Origin of the sequence: Rhizobium terricola, assembly GCF_012927355.1 — a bacterium.
GTDB lineage: Bacteria > Pseudomonadota > Alphaproteobacteria > Rhizobiales > Rhizobiaceae > Allorhizobium > Allorhizobium terricola.
Genome location: NZ_JABBGK010000001.1, coordinates 1722642 through 1741624 on the forward strand (window position 1 = coordinate 1722642; position 18983 = coordinate 1741624).

17 protein-coding genes are annotated in these 18983 nt (G+C 63.3%); 10 read left to right on the plus strand and 7 right to left on the minus strand.

What is annotated here, in order from left to right:
* Nucleotides 1-77: 77 nt before the first annotated feature.
* The 4 genes from ppx to HHL25_RS08295 form a co-directional block, all read right to left on the minus strand.
* Nucleotides 78-1598 carry an exopolyphosphatase gene (gene ppx, locus HHL25_RS08280; RefSeq protein WP_169588968.1) on the minus strand — a complete coding sequence of 507 codons (1521 nt, stop codon included), beginning with the start codon at nucleotides 1596-1598 and terminating at the stop codon, nucleotides 78-80.
* A gap of 12 nt (nucleotides 1599-1610) precedes the next feature.
* Nucleotides 1611-3803, minus strand: coding sequence for an RNA degradosome polyphosphate kinase (locus HHL25_RS08285; protein WP_169588970.1), 2193 nt, complete (start codon nucleotides 3801-3803; stop codon nucleotides 1611-1613).
* Nucleotides 3804-3866: 63 nt separating this feature from the next.
* Nucleotides 3867-4580: a DnaA regulatory inactivator HdaA gene (gene hdaA / locus HHL25_RS08290; protein ID WP_169588972.1), complete on the minus strand. Its 714-nt coding sequence runs from the start codon at nucleotides 4578-4580 to the stop codon at nucleotides 3867-3869.
* On the minus strand, nucleotides 4581-5705 hold the full coding sequence (locus HHL25_RS08295; protein WP_169588974.1) for an AI-2E family transporter: 1125 nt from the start codon (nucleotides 5703-5705) through the stop codon (nucleotides 4581-4583). It lies immediately after the preceding gene.
* Nucleotides 5706-5937: 232 nt separating this feature from the next.
* Here HHL25_RS08295 and purM point away from each other — a divergent pair, with 232 nt between their 5' ends.
* The 3 genes from purM to HHL25_RS08310 all read left to right on the plus strand — a co-directional run bounded on the left by purM (nucleotide 5938) and on the right by HHL25_RS08310 (nucleotide 8761).
* On the plus strand, nucleotides 5938-7011 hold the full coding sequence (gene purM / locus HHL25_RS08300) for a phosphoribosylformylglycinamidine cyclo-ligase (protein WP_169588975.1): 1074 nt from the start codon (nucleotides 5938-5940) through the stop codon (nucleotides 7009-7011).
* A complete protein-coding gene (purN, locus tag HHL25_RS08305; RefSeq protein ID WP_169588976.1) occupies nucleotides 7008-7664 on the plus strand; it encodes a phosphoribosylglycinamide formyltransferase in 657 nt (218 codons plus the stop codon). The genes purM and purN overlap by 4 nt, the downstream gene beginning before the upstream one ends.
* Nucleotides 7665-7813: 149 nt before the next feature.
* A complete protein-coding gene (locus HHL25_RS08310) occupies nucleotides 7814-8761 on the plus strand; it encodes an omptin family outer membrane protease (RefSeq protein ID WP_169588977.1) in 948 nt (315 codons plus the stop codon).
* An 88-nt stretch (nucleotides 8762-8849) separates the two neighbouring features.
* Here the strand turns inward: HHL25_RS08310 and HHL25_RS08315 are convergent, their stop codons facing one another.
* Together HHL25_RS08315 and HHL25_RS08320 are read right to left on the minus strand one after the other, a co-directional pair.
* A complete protein-coding gene (locus HHL25_RS08315) occupies nucleotides 8850-9443 on the minus strand; it encodes an NUDIX domain-containing protein (RefSeq protein ID WP_169588978.1) in 594 nt (197 codons plus the stop codon).
* On the minus strand, nucleotides 9440-11572 hold the full coding sequence (locus tag HHL25_RS08320; RefSeq protein WP_169588979.1) for a molybdopterin-containing oxidoreductase family protein: 2133 nt from the start codon (nucleotides 11570-11572) through the stop codon (nucleotides 9440-9442). The genes HHL25_RS08315 and HHL25_RS08320 overlap by 4 nt, the downstream gene beginning before the upstream one ends.
* Before the next feature lie 57 nt (nucleotides 11573-11629).
* Here HHL25_RS08320 and HHL25_RS08325 point away from each other — a divergent pair, with 57 nt between their 5' ends.
* The 4 genes from HHL25_RS08325 to HHL25_RS08340 all read left to right on the plus strand — a co-directional run bounded on the left by HHL25_RS08325 (nucleotide 11630) and on the right by HHL25_RS08340 (nucleotide 14406).
* A complete protein-coding gene (locus HHL25_RS08325) occupies nucleotides 11630-12481 on the plus strand; it encodes a 23S rRNA (adenine(2030)-N(6))-methyltransferase RlmJ (RefSeq protein ID WP_169588980.1) in 852 nt (283 codons plus the stop codon).
* A 102-nt stretch (nucleotides 12482-12583) separates the two neighbouring features.
* Nucleotides 12584-12988: a hypothetical protein gene (locus tag HHL25_RS08330; RefSeq protein WP_169588981.1), complete on the plus strand. Its 405-nt coding sequence runs from the start codon at nucleotides 12584-12586 to the stop codon at nucleotides 12986-12988.
* Nucleotides 12989-13003: 15 nt separating this feature from the next.
* Nucleotides 13004-13774 (plus strand): ribonuclease T2 family protein, encoded by a 771-nt coding sequence (locus HHL25_RS08335; protein ID WP_169588983.1) that lies wholly within the window; start codon nucleotides 13004-13006, stop codon nucleotides 13772-13774.
* Nucleotides 13775-13809: 35 nt separating this feature from the next.
* A complete protein-coding gene (locus tag HHL25_RS08340) occupies nucleotides 13810-14406 on the plus strand; it encodes a glutathione S-transferase (protein WP_169588986.1) in 597 nt (198 codons plus the stop codon).
* Between the two features lie 77 nt (nucleotides 14407-14483).
* Here HHL25_RS08340 and HHL25_RS08345 read toward each other — a convergent pair whose 3' ends face one another.
* Nucleotides 14484-15128: an outer membrane protein gene (locus tag HHL25_RS08345; RefSeq protein WP_169588988.1), complete on the minus strand. Its 645-nt coding sequence runs from the start codon at nucleotides 15126-15128 to the stop codon at nucleotides 14484-14486.
* A 364-nt stretch (nucleotides 15129-15492) separates the two neighbouring features.
* Between HHL25_RS08345 and HHL25_RS08350 the strand changes: the two genes are divergently transcribed.
* From HHL25_RS08350 to pgsA, 3 genes are all read left to right on the plus strand, one after another.
* A complete protein-coding gene (locus HHL25_RS08350; RefSeq protein ID WP_169588990.1) occupies nucleotides 15493-16260 on the plus strand; it encodes an SDR family oxidoreductase in 768 nt (255 codons plus the stop codon).
* A complete protein-coding gene (gene uvrC / locus HHL25_RS08355; RefSeq protein WP_169588992.1) occupies nucleotides 16257-18284 on the plus strand; it encodes an excinuclease ABC subunit UvrC in 2028 nt (675 codons plus the stop codon). The genes HHL25_RS08350 and uvrC overlap by 4 nt, the downstream gene beginning before the upstream one ends.
* Nucleotides 18285-18401: 117 nt before the next feature.
* Nucleotides 18402-18983 carry a CDP-diacylglycerol--glycerol-3-phosphate 3-phosphatidyltransferase gene (pgsA, locus tag HHL25_RS08360; protein ID WP_169588994.1) on the plus strand — a complete coding sequence of 194 codons (582 nt, stop codon included), beginning with the start codon at nucleotides 18402-18404 and terminating at the stop codon, nucleotides 18981-18983.

Consider the following 18983-nt stretch of genomic DNA (forward strand, 5'->3'; position numbering starts at 1 on the left):
TGCGCCATTCGTTACAATGCGACAGATCGCGCCCGCGGCCCTCGCGGCCACGCGACATTGTTCGGCGCCGTACGGAATTACTCGAACCTGAAGGCGAGCCGCTTGCCGGTCAGTCGCGCGAGCTGCTGCAGGCGACCGTCCAGACGCTCGCCGCCGAAATCGCGATAGGCCGAGGGCACGACAAACTCCAGGTCGAGATCGGCACGGTTCGCCTTGCGGAAGGTCAGGTTGTGCACGATGCCCGGCATCGACGCCGAGAACAGATAGACGACCCGCAGCAGGCCGCCGAGAAGTTTGGCCCGTTCCAGCAGCCGTGGTGTGGCGATCGTCGCGAGCGGCCCGGTCTGGCCGTCGTCGTTCAGGCCTTCAAAGCGGTAATAGTTGGCGAGCGCGATGAAGGCACGGCCCGGATGGGTGATGCCGACGAAGGACGAATGCGCAATGATGTTCAGCGCCTGGAGGCCGCGATAGTCCGGATGGGCGCGCCAGCTGATGTCGGCGAGCAGGCAGGCAGCCTGGCGATAGCGGGCCTCCTCCTCCGTTTCCACGACGTCGAAGTAGGGCATCATGCGGCCCGTCCACTCCGCCAGTTCGCGGGCATGCTCGGGCGATCGGGCGCGCAGGATCGCCAGTTCGTCCGCCGCAGTCAGCAGGGGATCGAGGTTCCGATCCTCTTCGGACAGCAGCGAATAGAGATAACCCTCGCGCACGCCTTGCGCGGAGAAGGAGACGCTTGCCGGCTTCATCACCTCGATGGTTTCGCGCATGGCGATCGCACCGAAGGGGATCAGCGCCCGGCGGCTCTTCGAGATCGACGACCAGGCCGTATCCCGACTGTTTGCACCCGCGATGATCTCGTCGAGGAAGGTGGCGATCTCATCATAGGAAAGGTCGTAACCCTGCATCATGTGCAGCGGATACTTGCGCATCTCCATGTGGAGCTTGGCGATGTTTCGCCAGGTCCCGCCCACGGCGTAGAAGATCCGTCCCCGACCCTTTTCCAGCAGGGTGGCCGATTTCAACAGCTTGCGGGCGATCGTTCGTGCCTTGGGCAAGGAGCCGCCCGCCGTCTCGGAGAGGCGCAGTCCGCCGAGCGGCATGGTGATGCCGGTACCGAGTTCGCGCCCCTTGATGTCGATCAGTTCGAGCGAGCCGCCGCCGAGGTCACCGGCGATGCCGTCCGGATCGTGGAATCCGCTGACGATGCCGAGCGCGGAATAGAGCGCTTCCTGCTCGCCGGTCAGGACCTCGATATGGGTTCCGAGGATCTCTTCGGCCGCACGGATGAAATCCGGGCCGTTCTGCGCTTCACGGGCCGCAGCGGTCGCGAGCACATACATGGCGGTCGCCCGGGCCTGGCGCGACAGCGCGCCGAACCGCTTCAGCGAGGCGAGCGCACGGGCCACACCTTCATCGTCCATGCGACCGGTGGTGGCCAGTCCCTTGCCCAGACCGCAAAGGACCTTCTCGTTGAACAGCACCGTCGGCGCTCTCGACAAGCCTTCATAGATGACCAGTCGGATCGAGTTGGAACCGATGTCGACAACGGAGACAGGGGCTATGCCAGGCAACCGCCCCTGCGCTTCAGATCTTGTCATGAAGTACCAGTTTTATTGTTTCCTGCCGGAAATGATGCCGGCAATCAGTTTCGGCGCGCTTTCTTTCAGCGATTCTCCCCGACCCGAAAGGCTCGGATTGGTCATGAAATAGTGCTGCGCGTTAAAAGGTTCCTCGCCGGGCCGCACATCCATGCGCCGCGACGTTCCGTCGGGCAATATCTCGTAGCTCTGCTGGTTGTCAATCAAGTTGCCCAGCATGATCTGTGAAAGAACCTGCTCATGGACGGTGGGGTTGACGAGCGGCACGAGCGTCTCGACCCGGCGGTCGAGATTGCGCGGCATCATGTCGGCGGAACCAATGTAGACCAGCGCCTTTTCCGACGGCAGGCCGAAGCCGTTGCCGAAGCAGAAGATGCGGCTGTGCTCGAGGAAGCGCCCGACGATCGACTTGACGCGAATGTTGTCGGAGAGGCCGGGAACGCGCGGGCGCAGGCAGCAGATGCCGCGCACGACGAGATCGACCTCGACGCCGGCCTGGCTTGCCCGATAGAGCGCGTCGATGATCTCCGGATCGACCAGCGAGTTCATCTTCATCCAGATCGCGGCGGGCTTGCCGGCCTTGGCGTGGCAGATCTCCTCCTCGATGTGACGCAGGATGCGCGGACGAAGCGTATAGGGCGATACCGCGAGCTTCATGCTTTCTTCCGGCTCGCCGTAGCCGGTGATGAAGTTGAAGATGTTCGCCATGTCATGGGCGATCTTCGGATTGCAGGTGAAGAAGGACAGGTCGGTGTAGATCTTCGCGGTGATCGGGTGGTAGTTGCCCGTGCCAAGGTGGCAGTAGGTCCTGAGCTTGCCGTCCTCGCGGCGCACCACCATCGACATCTTGGCGTGGGTCTTGAGTTCGATGAAGCCGAACACGACCTGCACGCCGGCGCGCTCCAGGTCGCGCGCCCAGCGGATGTTGGCCTCCTCGTCGAAGCGGGCCTTGAGTTCCACCAGTGCGGTCACCGACTTGCCGGCATCGGCGGCGTCGATCAGGGCACGGACGATCGGGCTGTCGTTCGAGGTGCGGTAAAGCGTCTGCTTGATGGCAAGGACATCCGGGTCGCGCGCTGCCTGCAGCAGGAACTGGACGACGACGTCGAAGCTCTCATAGGGATGGTGAACCACCATGTCCTTTTCGCGGATCGCGGCCAGGCAGTCACCCGCATGCTCGCGCACGCGCTCCGGGAAACGGGCATTGTAGGGCTCGAAACGCAGGTCGTCGCGCGGCGCCTTGGCGATCTCGGAAATGGTGTTGAGTGCCAGCAGGCCCGGCAGCACGGCAACGCGGTTTTCCGGCACGCCGAGTTCGTGCACCACGAACTGGCGAAGGGCGACCGGCATTTCAGAATCAACCTCGATGCGGATCACCGAGCCGCGACGCCGGCGCTTGAGCGCCGTCTCGAAGAAGCGCACCAGGTCTTCGGCCTCCTCCTCGACTTCGATATCGCTGTCGCGAATGATGCGGAAGGTGCCGAAGCCCCTGACCTCGTAGCCCGGATAGAGCCGGTCGATGAACATACCGACCATGTCTTCCAGCGTGATGTAACGGAGCGTCGTCTTGTCGTCGGGCAGCCGGATGAAGCGATCGAGCGTCGTCGGCAGGCGCAAAAGCGCCGTCATCGGCTCCTGGGTGCGCTTGCTCTCGAGCTGCAGGCCCATGGAGAAACCGAGGTTCGGAATGAAGGGGAACGGATGGGCCGGATCGATCGAGAGCGGCGTCAGCACCGGGAAGATCGCTTCCTCGAATTCCGATGCGAGCCAGGTCCTGTCTTCGGCGGAGAGCGCCGCCGGACGGACGATCAGGATGTCTTCCTTGGCGAGATACTGCTGGAGAACGGCAAGCGAAGCCTGCTGCTCCATCTGCAGGTTGTCGATTTCCTTGAGGATGTCGTCGAGCTGCTCGTGCGGGGCCTTGCCGTCCGGGCTCTTGATGGTGATGCCCTGGCGGACCTGGCCTTCGAGGCCGGCGACGCGCACCATGAAGAACTCGTCGAGGTTGGTGGCCGAGATCGACAGGAACCGCACGCGCTCCAGAAGCGGATGGGCGGTGTTCAGCGTTTCTTCGAGGACGCGTCGGTTGAACTGCAACCACGAGAATTCGCGGTTGATGAAGCGCAGCGGGCTAGAGGACAGGTCTTCCGGTGCCATGCCCTCCACGAGGTCGGAGGTCGTCGTCTCGGTCACCACAGAATCCATTGTCCATCCCTCAATTGCCGTAGCGGCCGCAAATATAACAGTTTGACGACAATCCTGTGACAACTACCCGAGGTCTTCGGCCTCGTAGAGTTCGCCCAGAACTTCGGCCGCGAGCGCCCGCGTGATCTTCGTGCGTCGCGACAGCGCAAGCCGGTCGATCCGCTCGACCACCTCCTGCGCCGCGGAGCAGGACCGCTCCATGCGCTGAACGATATAGCCGACGATCTTGTCGTCAATATTAAGCTGGCGGTCGGCGAAGAGCTTGACGATCACCTGCGACAGCAGCGCCTCGTCGGGGCTGCCAATCTCGACCATGGTGGCCGCCTTCAGCCGCGACTTCAAATCGGGAAGCACGACCGGCCAGGACAGAGGCCAGGTGCGCGACGTCATCAACAGGCTGGTGCCGTGTTCGCGGACGCTGTTGATGACATGGAAAAGCTCGACCTCATCGAAGCCGGCGCTGTCGGCATCCTCAAACAGCACCGGACCGGCGGAGGCGACCTCCGCGGCGGAGCCGCCTGCGACGGGCGCGATGACCGACGCGCCGGACTGCTCGCGCCAGATTTCGGCCAGATGCGATTTGCCGGATCCCGCCGGGCCGGTGAGGATCACGACGGGGGACGGCCATTGCGGCCAGCTGTCGATCAGCGCGACCGCCGCGGCAAGGCGATCGGATACCAGCAGGTCCTCACGGCCACTCGCCGTGCCGTGGTCGAAGGCGAGCGGCAGTTGCTCGGCCGTCCTTCGCCGCGTCGCGACCTTCTTCATCTCACGCATTCACTTCTCTGAAACACCGGGATCGGGCTTCACCTCGATGATGGTCGACTGCCCGTAATACAAATCGCTCTCAAGATACCGCGACAGAGCGAAACGGACAAGAACGCCGACCGAAGCCGCAGCCGGCACGGCGACCAGAACGCCGACAAAGCCGAAGAGAGCGCCGAAGGCAAAGAGGGCGAACATCAGCCAGACGGGGTGCAGCCCGACGCTCTTTCCCACCAGCTTGGGCTGCAGGATGTTGCCCTCGATGAACTGTCCGGAGAAGAAGAACACCACGACGATGATCAGGTGGACATAGTCCGGCCAGAACTGCACGAGCGCGACCCCGCTGGCCAGCACCAGGCCGACGGTCGAGCCGACATAGGGGATGAAGCTCAGCATGCCGGTCAGGAAGCCGATCAGCAGGCCGAAGTTGAGGCCGATCAGCGAAAGGCCGATGGCGTAGTAGATACCGAGGAAGAGGCAGAGCGAGCCCTGTCCGCGCACGAAGCCGGCAATGGTGCGGTCGAGTTCGGTGGCGATCTCGCGCACCGTTGCGACGTGATTGCGCGGCACCCAGCCATCCACCTTGGCAATCATGCGGTCCCAGTCCAGCAACAGGTAGAAGGCGACGACCGGCGTGACGACGAGCAGCGAGGCGATGTCGAGAAGTGCCTTGCCGGAGTTCCAGATCTGCTCGAGCAGGGTTCCGATGAAGCCCACGCCCTCGGACAGATACTTGGAGAAGTTCGCCTTGATCGTGTCCATCTGGCTGTTCAGCCATTCCGGCAGCCACGCGGCGTTCGAGGTGGCGATGAAGGTCTGCAACTGCGAGACATAGCCCGGCACATGCTGGATGAACTCGTTGAGCTGGCTCGCCAGAACCGGGATGATGATCATCAGCGAGAGCACGAAGACGATGATGAAGGTGACGAGGATCACCACGGTCGCCATCAGGCGCGACAGCCCAAGACGTTCCAGGCGGTCGGCAACCGGATCGAGGAAGTAGGCGAGCGCCATGCCGGCGATGAACGGCAGGAGGATCGTCCGGAACATCATCAGGAAGACGACGAAGACGGCGAGTGCTGCGAGCCAGAACATTGCCTGACGCTTCAACCCGCTGCCGCTGATGTGCTGAACCATGGTCCGCCCTTCCCTTCCGATACGGTCACCGCTTTTCTGCGCCGCACTACTAACAGGAAACAGGAGATAGGTCAGGCCGAAAGCGAAGGTCAAGCGCACGCGATCCGAAGGTGCCACGAATGAAGAGGGCAAAAGTGCCGGAAAACCGCGTGATCTGAGCCTGCCGACTTGCATCCGAGGGCTCTTCATGCAATTGCCACCCGCAAATATCGACACCCATCGGAGGCACGAGATGAGCCAGTCTGAACGCAACGGTTTGACCTACAGCGACGCGGGCGTCGACATCGATGCGGGCAATCTCCTGGTCGAGAAGATCAAGCCTCATGTACGGTCCACCCGCCGTCCTGGCGCCGACGGCGAGATCGGCGGCTTCGGCGGCCTGTTCGACCTGAAGGCCGCGGGCTTCACCGATCCGGTTCTCGTCGCAGCCAATGACGGCGTCGGCACCAAGCTCAAGATCGCCATCGACGCCGGCCTGCACGACACGGTCGGCATCGACCTCGTCGCCATGTGCGTCAACGACCTCGTGGTCCAGGGGGCCGAGCCGCTGTTCTTCCTCGACTATTTTGCCACGGGCAAGCTCGACCCCGACCAGGGCGCGGCGATCGTCGGCGGGATTGCGGCCGGCTGCCGCGAGGCCGGCTGTGCGCTGATCGGCGGCGAAACCGCCGAGATGCCGGGCATGTATTCCGGTGGCGACTATGACCTCGCGGGCTTCGCCGTCGGCGCGGCCGAGCGCGGCAAGCTCCTGCCGGCCGGCGACATCGCCGAAGGCGACGTGATCCTCGGGCTTGCATCGTCGGGTGTCCATTCCAACGGTTTCTCGCTGGTACGCAAGATCGTCGGCCTTTCCGGCCTGACCTGGGACGCAGCCGCTCCCTTCGACACGACGAAGACGCTCGGCGCCGCGCTGCTCGAACCGACCCGCATCTATGTGAAGCCGCTCCTCAAGGCGATCCGCGAGACCGGCGCCCTCAAGGCGCTTGCCCACATCACCGGCGGCGGCTTCCCGGAAAACATTCCGCGCGTGCTGCCGAAGCACCTTGCCGCTTCGATCGACCTTGCCGCAATCAGCGTGCCGCCGGTCTTCTCCTGGCTGGCACGGGTCGGCGGCGTCGCCCAGAACGAGATGCTGCGGACGTTCAACTGCGGCGTCGGCATGATCGTCGTCGTCGCCGAGAAGGATGCCGCCCGGGTTGCCGAGGTTCTTGCCGCCGAAGGCGAAAAGGTGGTGACGCTCGGCCGGATGATCGCCCGCGCCGAAGGTGAAGCCGGAACCCGCTACGAAGGCACGCTCGCCCTATGACGACGGCCCGTAACCGCGTCGTCGTCTTCATTTCCGGCGGCGGCTCGAACATGGTGGCGCTGGCGGATGCCTGCGCCTCACCCGGCTTTCCGGCGGAAATCGTCGCCGTCATCTCCGACAAGGCGACGGCCGGCGGACTTGCCAGGGCCGCCGAACGCGGCATTGCGACCCATGTGTTCGAACGCCGGTCCTACACCGGCAAGGCCGAGCACGAGGCGGCAATCCTCGACGCGCTCAATGCGCTGTCTCCGGACATCATCTGCCTTGCGGGCTACATGCGCCTGCTCTCCGGCGAATTCATCAAGCGCCACGAAGGCCGGATCCTCAACATCCACCCTTCGCTCCTACCGCTCTTTCCCGGCCTCCACACCCATCAGCGTGCCATCGATGCCGGCATGATGATCGCGGGCTGCACCGTGCATTTCGTCACGGAAGGCATGGATGAAGGTCCGATCGTCGCCCAGTCCGTCGTGCCGATCGTGCCCGGCGATACCGCCGACAGCCTTGCTGCCCGTGTGCTGACCGTGGAACATCGCACCTATCCGCAGGCGCTGCGGCTGCTGGCCGAGGGAGCCGTGGGCATGGGCGCCGACGGCCGTGTCGAGCGCAAGGCCTACGTCGGCGATCCGCAAGCGAAGCTCGTTTCGCTCTGACGAGGCCTTGCCGCTGAAACGCAGCGGCAAAATTTGGGCCCTTTATTGGACACCACAAGACTCAGAAGTGGACGCTCCAGGCGATTGATCGAGTTGGTCAGATCCATAGGGTGGCGGCGATCGCAGCCATCACGCATGGAGACATTTTCATGACCAAATCATTTGCCCGCATCGCTCTTGCGGCCGGCGTCGCCTTCTGTCTGCCGACGCTCGCGTCTGCTGAGGACACCATCTTCACCTCGCCCGACGGCGCCTTCTCGCTTTACGGCGGCATCGGGCTTGCCAACATCAAGGCCGACGAGTTCGTCTATGACGGTTCCCACAAGGTCAGCGAGCTTAACTGGGAAACCAAGGGCATGGTTCTCTACACGCTCGGCGCCGATGCGCAACTCGACAAGAACTGGAAGATCAAGGCGGCCGTCAACATCGGCACCGGCGGTGACGGCCACATGGTCGACTACGACTGGATGGATTACAGCAACAGCGACTGGACCGATCGCTCGATCCATCCCGATACCGAGCTCGCACATTATTTCAGCGGCTCGATCGAGATCGATCGCGAGGTCTATTCCAACGACACCACGAATTTCAGCGTCGGTCCCGGTTTCCGCTACACCGATGTCAAGTGGGACGCCGTCGGTGGTTCCTACATCTACAGCACCACCGGCCATTTTCGGGATGATGTCGGCAGCTGGCCGGACGGCGATCCGGGCATCAGCTACCAGCAGAAGATCCCCGTCGGCTTCCTTGCCGTCAACGGCGAACACATGATCGGCGCTCTGACGCTCAGCGGCGGCCTGCAGGGTGGCCTGAGCTTCGGCATCGACGACATCGACGACCACTGGAAGCGCGACCTTCGTTACTACGACAGCATGGGCGTCGCCCCGATGCTCGCCGCCAATGTCAGCGCCGACTACAAGATCACTCCCTCGGCCTCGCTTTACCTCGCCGGCTCGTTCGAACAGGTCTTCCACCGTCGCGGTGACATGAAGATCGTCGACACGACGGGCGCGACGGCCGATTCCTACGAATCCGACTCGGCTGGTGCATCCTATCAGGCGATGTCGATCTCGTTCGGCCTCAAGGGCACGTTCTAGGGTTTCCGAGCCCCCCGCGGGCAGCGCAAGCTGCCTGCCGGCCGCGGACGTTCCTTTGCGCGTTCGCGGCCATTCTTCTTTTCAAAGACTACAACTGCCCGCGATTGAGCGCGGCCCATTGCAGCAGCATGATGGTCTTGGCGTCGATGATGCCGCCCGTCCCGATCATGGCGAGCGCCTCGTCCAGGGACAATTCGGTGATCTCGATGTCCTCGTTCTCCTCGGCAAGGCCGCCGCCCTCGGCAACCTTGTCGGCGGCCGAGACGCGCGAGACATAGAAATGGACCTTCTCGGTGACCGCGCCCGGCGACATATAGGCACTGAACAGGAAGCGCGGTGACGCCGCCCGATACCCGGTCTCCTCCATCGCCTCGCGGCAGACGGTCGCGACGGGATCCTCTCCATGTTCCATCGAACCCGCCGCCGCCTCGAGCAGGAAGGGCTTGTCCCCCATCAGGTGAACGGGGATGCGGAACTGGCGAACCAACACCACCATGTCGCGATCCGGGTCATAGAGAAGAACGACCACGGCCTCGCCGCGGTCGAAGACCTCCCACTGCAGTTCGACCGCGGTATCGTCCGGGCGGATATAGTCGAAGACGATGCGGCGGAACTCGCTCCAGCCCTTCCACAGAAGCTCATCCTTGCGGATGGCGATCCTGACGCGATCGAAGCGGCTCATCCGACGGCCTTTTCCAGCCAGACCTTGTTGTCGTGGAAGGCCGCGCCGCCATGCGGGGCCGTGGCATCGGCCCCGGTCAGCACGTTGATGCCCTCGCCGTCGAGATGCGCCTTGTTGGGCCACAGGCCTTCCGCCACCAGCACGCCCGGCTTCACCGCCTCGGTAACGCTCGCATGGATACGCAGCGTTCCGCGCCCGTTGCCGATGCGGACGACGTCGCCGTCGGCGATCGAAAGGCGTGCGGCGTCGGCCGGATTGACCATCACCTGCGGTCGCCCCTCCTTCTCGCGCGACGTCGTCGTCTCGGCAAAGGTGGAGTTCAGGAAATTGCGGGCGGGAGAGGTCGCAAGCCGGAACGGATGTTCGGCATCCGCAACCTCGATCAAGTCCACCTGGTCAGGGAACACCGGAAGGGCCGCGACGGGTCCGAGGTTGCCGACGGACGCCGGCGGCTTGTTCGGCGCCCTGCCGTTCTCCCAGTCCGGGCGGAAACGGAATTTTCCGTCCGCATGGCCGAACCCGTCGAGATAATGGGCAGCCCTGAATTCCGGCTGACAGTCGAACCAGCGCTCTTCCTTCAGCGTGTCGTATCCCGCCCAGCCGCTGGCCTTCAGCATGTGATCGATGTGCTCGTATTCGGAGAGGCCGAAGCCTGGGCGATCGGCGACGCCGAGCCGCTTGGCCAGTTCCTCGATGACGAAGAGGTTGGTGCGAACGGTTTCCGGCGGCTCGACGATCTTCGGTCCGAGCAGGATGTGGCTGTGGCCGCCGCCCCGGTAGACGTCGTCATGCTCGACGAACATGGTGGCCGGCATGACGATATCGGCGACGTCGGCCGTCTCGGTCATGAAATGCTCGTGCACGGCGACGAACAGGTCGCCCCGCAGGAAGCCCTGCTTCACGAGCCGCTGCTCGGGCGCGACATTGACGGGGTTGGTGTTCTGGATTAGCAGGGCCGTCACCGGACCCCGATGACGCAACGCTTCTGCATCGCCGGTCAGCACACGGCCGATCTGCGACTGGTCGAGCATGCGGATGTCCGGATCGGCATAGGCGGTGCCCATCAGTTCCGACTTGTTGAGGCGGAAGATGTCGCCATTGTTGTGGAATGCCCCGCCACCTTCGTACTGCCAGGAGCCCAGCACGGTTGCGATGGAGAGCGCCGCATGCATGGCGACGGAACCGTTGCGCTGGCGAGCAAAACCGTAGCCGAGGCGGAAGAAGGTCTTCTTGGTCGTGCCGATCAGGCGGGCGAAGGCTTCGATCTCCTCGACGGTCAGGCCGGTGATCCCGGCGGCCCATTCCGGCGTGCGCGACTTCAGATGCGCTTCGAGACCGGTCGGATCGTCGGCATATTTTTCCATGTAGGCGCGGTCGGCATAACCGTCACGGAAGGCGATGTGCATGACCGCGCAGGCGAGCGCCGCATCGGTGCCCGGCCGGACGATCAGGCCCATATCGGCCTGCTTCATCGTCGGGTTGTCGTAGATGTCCACCACGACGATCTTCGCGCCCCTTTCTTTGCGGGCCTTCATCGCGTGGGTCATCACGTTGACCTGGGTCGCGACCGCATTGGTGCCCCAGATCACCACACAATCCGCCTTGGCGATCTCGCGCGGATCGGGCCCGCGTAGCGCACCGGTACCGAGCACATAGCCGGTCCAGGCCATGTTGGTGCAGATCGAACCGAAGAAACCCGAATAGCGCTTGGCGTGGCGCAGGCGCTCGATGGAATCGCGCTGCACCTGCCCCATCGTGCCGGCGTAGAAATAGGGCCAGATCGCCTCGGATCCGTGGCGGGCCTCGGCCTTGACGAAAGCGTCGGCGATTTCGTCCAGCGCGTCGTCCCAGGAAATTTCCTGCCAGACGCCTTCGCCCTTTGCACCCTTGCGGCGCTTCGGTGTCACCAGGCGGTCGGGATGATAGAGACGCTCGGCATAACGGGCGACCTTGGCGCAGATGACGCCGGCCGTATAGGTGTTGTCGGCCGAGCCGCGCACCCTGCCGATACGCCCGTCGGGGCCGAGATCGACGTTCAGTGCGCAGGCGGATGGACAGTCGTGCGGACAGACCGTATGACCGGTGGTCCGGATAGGGCTCGCGATATTCATGACGTTTGTATATTGCATGGGCTGACGGCTCAAAAGCCCCATTCCGACAAATCATCGAACCCATCAGGACGACAGATGAACTATCGCCACATCTACCATGCGGGCAATTTCGCAGACGTGCTGAAGCATGCGGTTCTGGCCCGGCTGATCGTCTATCTGCAGCAGAAGGACAAGGCTTTCCGCCTGCTCGACACCCATGCGGGGATCGGGCTCTACGACCTTTCGTCGGAAGAGGCGCAGAAGACGGGCGAATGGCGGGACGGCATCGGCAAACTCCTCGAGGCGGAATTGCCGGAGCCGGCCGCCAGCATCCTGGCGCCTTATCTCGACGCCGTCCGCAGCCTCAATCCGGAGGGTGACATCACCCTCTATCCCGGCTCGCCAAAGCTCGCCCGTATGCTGTTCCGTCCGCAGGACCGCCTGTCGGCGATGGAGTTGCATCCCGACGACTGCCGCCGGCTCGCCCGCCTGTTCGAGGGCGACTTTCAGGTTCGCGTGACAGAGCTCGATGGTTGGCTGGCGCTCGGCGCCCATCTTCCCCCGAAGGAGAAGCGCGGTATCGTGCTGGTCGATCCACCGTTCGAACTGGACGGCGAATACGAGCGGCTGGCCGACGGGCTGGCGAAGGCCTATCGGCGCTTTTCTTCCGGCGTCTACTGCCTCTGGTACCCGATCAAGAAGGGCGCGCCGATCGCCGCCTTCCACGAGGCGCTGAAGGCACTCGAGATCCCGAAGATGCTCTGCGCCGAGCTTTCGGTGAAGAGCGACCGCGATCAGACCGGCCTTTCCGGCACCGGGCTCATTATCGTCAATCCGCCGTTCACGCTGAAGGACGAGCTGCACGCCATCCTGCCGGAACTGAAGCGGGTGATGGCCCAGGACCGCTATGCCTCGCACCGCTGTTTCTGGTTGCGCGGCGAGGAGTGAATCCAGGTTCTCACGAAGCCCGGCAGACCACCGCGGCGGCTATCTGATCCCTTGACCTCGACGGGCTTTGACAACATTCTGGCGACAAAAGGGAGAGCCTCCATGTTCGCCAGATCGATCATCAGCACCGCGCTTTCGCTCACCGCAATCCTGCCCCTGATGCTCGCGGCCGAGGCAAGCGCGGCGACGCCGTCCTGCGAACAGGCCGCTGCAGCCGTCAACGGCCGCTTCGCCCCGAACATGCGCAGCTACCTGCAGACGGATCTTTCGATCGCGGAATTCGGACCGATCACCGAGAACCGGCTGGAGCTGACCGACGAGACCCACCGGGTGGAGCGCCGCTACTGCCATTCGACGGTCACGACCAGCGACGGCGCCCGGCGTCAGCTCTGGTTCCTGGTCGAGGGCACCTGGGGCTTTGCCGGCGTCGGGCATTCCGTCGAGTTCTGCACCAGCGGCCTCGATCCGTGGCACGTCTACGGCGCACACTGCAAATCCCTGCGCTGAACGCGATTCCTCATCATGCAACGCTATCTGGGGTTCATCGCCCTTTTCCTCGTCGTGGCGGGCGCGCTGGCCTACCAGTTCCTGACCGACCGCACGGAGCAAGAAGGCGCTCCGTCGCCCAAGGTGACGGAAGCGGCAAAACCGGCTGCACCACGGCCCGCCTCCAGCCCGGAAACACCGAAGCCCATCCAGGCGATCCCGCAGGGCACCGGCTTCGATTTCTATGTCCTGGCCCTGTCATGGTCGCCGACCTTCTGCCAGTCGCCGGACGGTGCGGGCAACCGGGACCAATGCGGCCCATCGCGGCGTCACGGAATGATCGTGCATGGCCTCTGGCCGCAATACGAGCGCGGCTATCCCGAGGAATGTCCGACGGACGAGCCGGAGCGTGTTTCACAAAGCCTTGGCCGGCAGATGTTCGACATCATGCCCTCCATGGGGCTGATCGGCCATGAATGGCGCAAGCATGGCACCTGTTCCAGCCTCAGCCAGCAGGACTATTTTTCCGTAACCAGGGCAGCCTTCGAACGCATCGCGCTGCCGGCCTCGCTGAAATCGGCGCGAAAGGAAACCCGGGTCGCGCCCGAGGCGCTCGAGCAGCAGTTCACCGCGGCCAATCCCGGTCTCACGGGGCGCGGCATGGCGGTGACCTGCGAAGGGGGCAAGCTCGAGGAAGTGCAAATCTGCCTGACCCGCGACCTTGCCTTCCGCACCTGCCCGGAAATCGAAGGGAACGGCTGCCGCCAGCGATCGATATCCATTCCACCTATCCCCGAGACACGATAGGTTCCCCCCACACCAACCTCAGCCAGGACATGCCGATGAAGCTCCTTTGCGCGCCCTCCTCCCCCTATTCCTCCAAGGTCCGAATGGCGGCACGCCACCTCGGCATCGAGATCGAGGAAATCAACGTCAACACCCGGGACGACCCGGCCGCGCTGATCGACGCGAACCCGCTCGGCAAGATCCCGACGCTGGTCACCGAAGAGGGGCAGGCGATCTTCGACAGCCGGACGATCATGCATTATTTCGACCGGATCGCCGACAAGCCGCTCTATCCGAAGAAGAAATCCAAGCGTACAGAGGCGGAAGTGCTGGAAGCGCTCTGCGACGGCATTGCCGACTGCCTGCTCGAGATCGTCTATGAGCGGCGCTTCCGCCCGCCGGAACTGATCAGCCAGCCCTCGATCGACCGGCAGTGGAGCAAGGTCGTCCGCGGCCTTGATCATCTGAACGCGAACATGCCCAAGTTCGGCAAGGCGCTCCACGGCGGACATTTTTCCCTCGGCGCCCTCATCGGCTACCTGATGCTGCGCTTCCCCGGGGAATGGGAAAACGGACGCACGCGGCTTGCCGCCTGGCCGAGCAAGTTTGCCGAACGCTTCGAGCCGTATCACGAGATGAAGCCGCGCGCCTGAACAGGAGGCGCGACGTTAAAGACAACAAAAAAGCCGGGCTCTCGCCCGGCTTTTTCGTGGTACCGATCCAGGAAGGATCAGAACTTGACGCCCATACCGACCTTGACGCTGTGGTCGTCGAAGCCCTTCGTGACGGTCGCGCCGTCGAGGTCGAAGTCGCGCTTCTGGTAGTCGCTGTAGCGGTATTCGACGCGAGCGGTGATGTTGTCGGTCACCATGGCTTCAACACCCGCACCGACGGTGTAACCAGCGGCAAGGCGCTCGTCGTTGTCGGTTGCGCTTTCCAGCTTGTGGTTGGCGGCAGCAACACCGGCCGTACCGTAGATCAGGAAGGGGTTCATGTCGTAGCCGACGCGGCCACGGATAGAACCATTGACGCCCTGGGTACCAGTGTAACCGGCGCCGGCATTGCCGTCTTCGCCGTTGTAGCCGAGGTCGGCTTCAGCACCGTAAACGATCTGGCCGTTCTGCATGTTGTAGCCACCGTAGACCGAGCCGCCGAGTGCCTTCGCATCGCGGTCGTCGCTGCCGGTGAAGCGGCCGAAGTCATAGGTCACCGCACCACCAACATATGCGCCGGACCAGTTGCCTGCCGGTGCTGCATAGGTTTCGGTTGCAGCCGGAGCCTCCGGAATCTGGTCGACAGCGTCGGCAGCCTGTGCAGCCTGGAGAGCCATCAGGCTCGTAGCGGAAGCCAGAAGAATCATAGTGAGGGTACGCATACTTGTCTCCTTTCAGTTCAGAGCCGCTCTTAAATCTAACCAACGGCGGCTCGAACGATTGATGTAAATCCCTGCCCGTTCCGAGGGCTAACATGGTTTCCAATTGAGGAAATGAAAGAGCCGAATTGTGAATTCATTGTGGCACAGCGATGACGAAATTTGGATGTTGCTTAAAGGCAACAAATAAACAATTAACCATATCATGGAGGCTAGTGCTTTTTACTCAGCTTCTTGAAAGTTAAACTTAAGTTAAGCGAAGACTTTCACCGCATTAACCTGAGAAAAGAATTTTGAAGCGGCTATTCACAGCAAGGTTTCAAGCCATATATGCGCAGCGACGCAACAAGAGATCAGGCTGACACCCATGACAGGAAGCATACTTAGGACCGCTCTCGTGACCGGCTCTGCCAAAAGACTTGGCCGTGCGATCGCCGAGGATCTGTCTCGTCACGGTTTTGCCATTGCAGTGCACGCAAACCATTCGATCGACGAGGCGGAAGCGTTTGCGGCCTCGATCCGCAATGAAGGCGGGCGGGCCGTCGCGCTTCAGGCCGATCTCAGGGATGGCCAGGCCACGGCCTCGCTGATGGCGAGGGCGAACGCGGCGCTCGGTCCGGTCGACCTGCTCGTCAACAGCGCATCGGCCTTCATCGAGGACAGCGCGGAGACCTTCGAAGCGGAGACGTTCGACCGGCATTTCGACCTCCATGTCCGGGCGCCGGCGATCCTCTCGGCGGAGCTGTTGCGGCAGCTGCCGGCCGACAGCAACGGGCTGATCGTTAACATCATCGACCAGAGGGTGCTCAACCCCTCGCCGCGCTTCTTCTCCTATGGACTGTCGAAGGCCACCCTTCATGCCGCGACCTATACAATGGCCCAGGCCTTCGCACCGCGGGTCCGCGTCAACGGCATCGGTCCGGGACCGACGCTTCGCAGCGCGCGCCAGACGGAGGCGGACTTCCAGGCCCAGATCGACGCATTGCCCATGGAGCGCGGCCCGGAACTTCGGGAATTCGGGCAGACGATCCGCTTTCTTTTTGACACGCCGTCGATCACCGGCCAAATGATTGCACTCGACGGCGGACAGCATCTCGCCTGGCGCGCGCCGGGCGCAATGGAGATCAATGAATGACGGGAGGAAAGCTGCCGGACGGCGGCATTCTCTATGACGGCACAGAGGAAGACGACGAGGACGTCGTTTCCGAAGGCGATTCTCCGCGCCCTGCTGCGGCGGTCGACTGGAGCGTCACGAACCTCAACGAGACCGGCCTGACTGGCGCCGACCTGATCGGCGAATTCGTCAAGCAGCTGCCCAACAGTCCCGGCGTCTATCGCATGCTGAATGCGGCCGGCGACGTGCTTTATGTCGGCAAGGCGCGCAGCCTGAAGAAGCGCGTGAGCAACTATGCCCAGGGACGCCTGCATTCCAATCGCCTGACGCGCATGGTGCGCGAGACGGCCAACATGGAATTCGTCACGACCCGCACCGAGGTCGAGGCGCTGCTGCTCGAAGCGAATCTGATCAAGCGCTTGCGGCCGCGCTTTAACGTTCTGCTGCGCGACGACAAGAGCTTTCCCTACATCCTCATCACCGGCGACAGCCGGGCACCGGCGATCTACAAGCACCGGGGCGCCCGCAGCCGGAAGGGCGAGTATTTCGGCCCCTTCGCCTCGGCGACGGCGGTCGGCCGGACGATCAACTCGCTGCAGCGCGCCTTCCTGCTCAGGACCTGCACCGACAGCGTCTTCGAAAGCCGAACCCGGCCCTGCCTGCTGTTCCAGATCAAGCGCTGTTCCGCGCCGTGCACGCATGAAATCCCTGACAGCGGCTACGCCGAACTCGTACGGGAGGCCAAGGACTTCCTCTCGGGCAAGAGCCAGAACGTCAAGGCGGCGATCGCGTCGGCGATGAACGAGGCTGCCGAAGATCTCGATTTCGAGCGCGCCGCCGTCTATCGCGACCGCCTCGCGGCCCTCAGCCACGTGCAGAGCCACCAGGGGATCAATCCGGCCAGCGTCGAGGAGGCGGACGTCTTCGCCATCCATCACGAGGGCGGCCTGACCTGCATCCAGGTCTTCTTCTTCCGCGCCGGGCAGAACTGGGGCAACCAGGCCTATTTCCCCAAGGCCGACCCACAGATGACCAGCGCCGAGGTACTCAATGCCTTCCTGGCGCAATTCTACGACGACAAGCCCTGCCCGCGGCAGATCCTGCTTTCCGAAACGATCGAGGAACAGGACCTGCTTGCAACGGCGCTGACCGAACGGGCCGGCTACAAGGTGCAGATCCTGGTGCCCCAGCGCGGCGACAAGAAGGACGTGGTCGACCACGTGGCCGGCAACGCGCGCGAGGCCCATGGGCGCAAGCTGGCCGAAACGGCCTCGCAGTCCCGGCTGCTGCAGGGTTTCGCCGAAACCTTCGGTCTTGGCTATGTGCCGCGGCGCATCGAGATCTACGACAACTCGCACATCATGGGCACCAACGCCGTCGGCGGCATGGTGGTCGCGGGACCCGAAGGCTTCGTCAAGGGTCAGTACCGCAAGTTCAACATCCGCTCGACCGACATCACCCCCGGGGACGACTTCGGCATGATGCGCGAGGTGATGACGCGGCGGTTCTCGCGTCTCCTCAAGGAGGAAGGCAAGCCTGACCGCAGCGTCGCGCCCGACGATTCGGCCGAAGCGGCCTTTCCGGCCTGGCCCGATGTCATCCTGATCGACGGTGGCCAGGGGCAGATGACGGCCGTCAGGGCCATTCTCGACGAACTCGGGATTTCCGACTGCGTGAGCGCCATCGGTGTCGCCAAGGGCGTCGACCGCGACGCCGGGCGCGAGCGGTTCTTCGCGCTCGGCAAGCCGGATTTCACCCTGCCGCCGCGCGATCCGGTGCTCTACTTCATCCAGCGCCTGCGCGACGAGGCCCATCGCTTCGCCATCGGTTCGCATCGCGCACGCCGCAAGAAGGAGATGGTCAAGAACCCGCTCGACGAGATCTCCGGCATCGGGCCGACGCGCAAGCGTGCGCTCCTCCAGCATTTCGGCACGGCGAAGGCCGTCTCGCGGGCCGCAGTTTCCGACCTGACCGCGGTCGAAGGCATATCCGAGGCGGTCGCCAAGCTGATTTACAACCACTTTCACGAAAACGCCGCAGATTGACGTAAGGAAGGGCGACTTCCCGGCGGGAAACCTTAAAGACAATTAAGAAAAGTTGTGTTGACGGTCGCGACGGGAAACCGTCATCTACAGTCCAAATCATTTGACAGACAGGGCATCATGGCTTCGCGCGCTTACAACATTCCCAATCTCCTCACCTATGCCCGCATCGTCGCCGTGCCGCTGATCGTCGTGTGCTTCTTTATCGAGGGGAAGCTCGAGAGCTCGGATTTTGCCCGCTGGACCGGTTTGTGGCTGTTCATCATCGCCTCGATCACCGACTATCTCGACGGCTATCTCGCCCGTATCTGGAACCAGACGTCCAATATCGGCAAGATGCTCGACCCGATCGCCGACAAGCTGCTGGTCGCCTCCGTGCTGCTGCTGATGGCCGCCGACGGGACGATTGCCGGCTGGTCGCTGTGGGCCGCGATCACCATCCTGTGCCGCGAGATCCTCGTCTCGGGCCTGCGTGAATATCTCGCCGCCCTCAAGGTTCCCGTTCCGGTCACCCGCATCGCCAAGTGGAAGACGACCGCGCAGATGTTTGCACTCGCCTTCCTGTTGGCGGGGCCTGCCGGTGACAAGGTGCTGCCCTACACCACCGAAATCGGCATCTCGCTGTTGTGGATCGCCGCCCTCCTGACCATCTACACCGGCTATGACTACTTCCGCGCCGGCCTGAAGCACATGGTGGACTGA